This window comes from uncultured Pelagibacterium sp., from assembly GCF_963972885.1.
Lineage (GTDB): Bacteria > Pseudomonadota > Alphaproteobacteria > Rhizobiales > Devosiaceae > Pelagibacterium > Pelagibacterium nitratireducens.
Window position 1 is genome coordinate 1 of record NZ_CAXAXY010000170.1, and the last position, 2,588, is coordinate 2,588.

At 61.3% G+C, this 2,588-nt stretch carries 5 protein-coding genes; all 5 read left to right on the forward strand.

Features of this window, described 5'->3' with window-relative positions; all coding sequences use genetic code 11:
• A partial coding sequence (locus AACZ55_RS15970; protein WP_339647675.1) for a phosphopantothenoylcysteine decarboxylase occupies positions 1-223 on the forward strand: 223 nt, incomplete at its 5' end.
• Positions 224-295: 72 nt separating this feature from the next.
• The gene (locus tag AACZ55_RS15975) at positions 296-889 is read left to right on the forward strand and encodes a hypothetical protein (protein WP_339647677.1); all 594 of its coding nucleotides are present in this window, start codon (positions 296-298) and stop codon (positions 887-889) included.
• A 3-nt stretch (positions 890-892) separates the two neighbouring features.
• The gene (gene dut, locus AACZ55_RS15980) at positions 893-1,342 is read left to right on the forward strand and encodes a dUTP diphosphatase (protein WP_339647679.1); all 450 of its coding nucleotides are present in this window, start codon (positions 893-895) and stop codon (positions 1,340-1,342) included.
• Positions 1,311-2,042: a DUF2259 domain-containing protein gene (locus AACZ55_RS15985; RefSeq protein ID WP_338608314.1), complete on the forward strand. Its 732-nt coding sequence runs from the start codon at positions 1,311-1,313 to the stop codon at positions 2,040-2,042. The genes dut and AACZ55_RS15985 overlap by 32 nt, the downstream gene beginning before the upstream one ends.
• A 1-nt stretch (position 2,043) precedes the next feature.
• The coding region (locus tag AACZ55_RS15990) for a ThiF family adenylyltransferase (RefSeq protein ID WP_339647681.1) at positions 2,044-2,588 on the forward strand (545 nt) is incomplete at its 3' end.

A 2,588-nucleotide genomic window follows, 5' to 3' on the forward strand; every position in this document is an offset into this window, starting at 1 on the left:
GGGAAACCTTGAAACCCACGCCCGCAACAAGCTGGCCCGCAAGGGGTGCGACTGGCTGCTCGCCAATGATGTGAGTCCCGGCAGCGGGGTTTTCGGTGGCGCCGATACGCGCATACTGTTTCTCGATGGCACGGTTACCGATGATTGGGGCCCGCAATCGAAAACCGCTGTGGCTACAAAACTCGCCGACCGCATCGGCAAACATTTTGCCGGCGGCAACTGAGCCTGCCGTCTTGCAAAAGCGGGTCGTTTCCGACCACAGTGCGCCAGATTTTCTGAGGAAGGGATGCACCCAATGACCATGACCACGATGACCCGTCTGGCCGGTGCCAGCGGTCTGGCCCTGTTGCTCACTGCATGTATGGACGTTTCGATGACCGTCGACGTGCAAAGCGAAACCGAGGCCGAGGCCACCATGGTCACCTCCATGGCCGCCGACATGGTCGAATTGATGAACGCCCAGGCCGAGGGCAGCGAGGAAGAATTCTGTGCCGATGGCGAGCTGATCGAAAATGGCGACGCGATCGATTGCGTCGTCGTTGAGTCCGGCGCCTTCGAAGACCTCGATTTCGGCGACGAACAAGGACAGGGCCCGCTGATCGAAGCCATTGGCGGTGGCCAGGTGCGCGTCACCTTCCCCACCGGCGATCTTGCAGCCTCCCTTGATGAAAGCATGGGCGAGGAACAGGACCCGCAGATGCAGGCGATGATCACCTCGATGTTTGAGGGCCACGCCATCACCATTGCGGTGACCGGCGGCACTATCGTGGACACCAATATGGAAATTTCCGCTGACGGAATGTCGGCAAACTACGAAATTCCCTTCGTGGACCTGTTCGCCGCGACCCTTGATATGCCGGAGGAAATCTACGCGGTTGTCCAGAAATAGGCCATGACAGTCAGGTTCAAATGGTTCGAACACGGCCGGGGTCTTCCCCTGCCCACGCGCCAGAGCAAGGGTGCATCAGGCTATGATCTTGCGGCTGCGGTGGCAGAGGGCGAAACCCTTGTCATCGCTCCCGGTGCCTTTGGGCTCGTGCCGTGCGGCTTCGCGCTCGCGCTGCCGGTCGGTTACGAAGCCCAGATCCGCCCGCGCTCTGGCCTTGCCGCCAGGCTCGGTGTTACCGTGCTCAACGCGCCTGGCACGGTCGACGCCGATTACCGCGGAGAGGTCAAGGCGATCCTGGTCAATCACGGCACCGGCCCGTTCGAAATCCGGCGCGGCGACAGGATCGCCCAGATGGTGATTGCCGCCGTGCCCGATATTGCGCTTGTCGAAGTGGACGAACTCGAGGAGACCGAACGTGGCAATGGTGGATTTGGCTCGACGGGCATCAGCTAGTCTCATTCTGGCTCTTGGCGCATTTACATCGGCCCTCGCCGGCGAGAGTGCGCAGTTCGATGCCATCGGCTATTCCGAAGACGGTCGCTATTTCGCCTTCGAACAGTTCGGCATTCAGGATGGCTCAGGCTTTGCCTATGCCGAAATCTTCCTGATCGATCTGACAACCGACAGTTTCGTTGGCGGCGCACCTTTCGAGACGCGCATCGACACCGAATTGGCTCCAGTGGCCGCCGCCCGCGCCCAGGCACATGCCGATGCCGAATCGGCTTTGACCGAATATGGAATTTCCCGTCCCGCCGTTCCTCTCGCTCTTCGCGGCGACGGCGAGCTGGCCGATGACGGTCTCTCGATCGCCTACGGCATCCCCAGCTATGGCCTTGCCGAAATCGACGGCGAATACACCCTGAACCTCGATATTTTCAAAGCCCCGTCCAGTCAGGATTGCGAATTGTTTGAAGGCAGCCCGATGGGCGTTGCCGTGACCCTGCAAACCGGCGGCATCACCGAGGAAATCTATCGCGACACGCGCGTCCCCGCATCGCGCCATTGCGTCATCACCTACAAATTCTATGGTATCTTCGGCCCCTTCAATTCCTGGGACAATTCATCGTCCGTCGCCGTCCTTTCGGTCTGGTCGCATGGGTTCGAGGGCCCGGACCGGCGCTTTATCGCCCTGCCGGTGGGAGATGTGGAATAAGGTGGCGCTCACCCCTGCCCAATCGGCCCGCTATGCCCGCCACATCGTCCTCAAGGATATGGGCGGGGCCGGCCAGCAAAGGCTCAGCGCGGCTCATATCGCAATTGTCGGCGCCGGCGGATTGGGCGCGCCGGTCATCGCCTATTTGGCCGGGGCCGGAATCGGCAAGCTCACCATCATCGATCCCGATACGATCTCGCTCTCCAATCTTGCTCGGCAGGTCATTTATTCGGACGCCGATCTGGACAGCCCCAAGGCCAACGCGGCCGCCCGTTTCGCCGCGCGCCTCAATCCCGAGATCACGCCGATGGCCAAGGTGGAAAGTCTCACCCCCGACAACGCAAAAAAGTTGCTATCCGGCGCCGACCTTGTCGTTGAAGGCACCGATAGCTTTGCCGCCAAACGCGCCGTGGCTGCGGCCTGTGCGGATCTTGAAATCCCGCTGGTCACTGGCGCGCTTGGCCCGTTCGACGGTTCGGTCACCGTGCTCGCGCCCTTCCTGAAGCGCGAAAACGGCAGCCATTGGCCCGACTTTGCAGCCCTCTA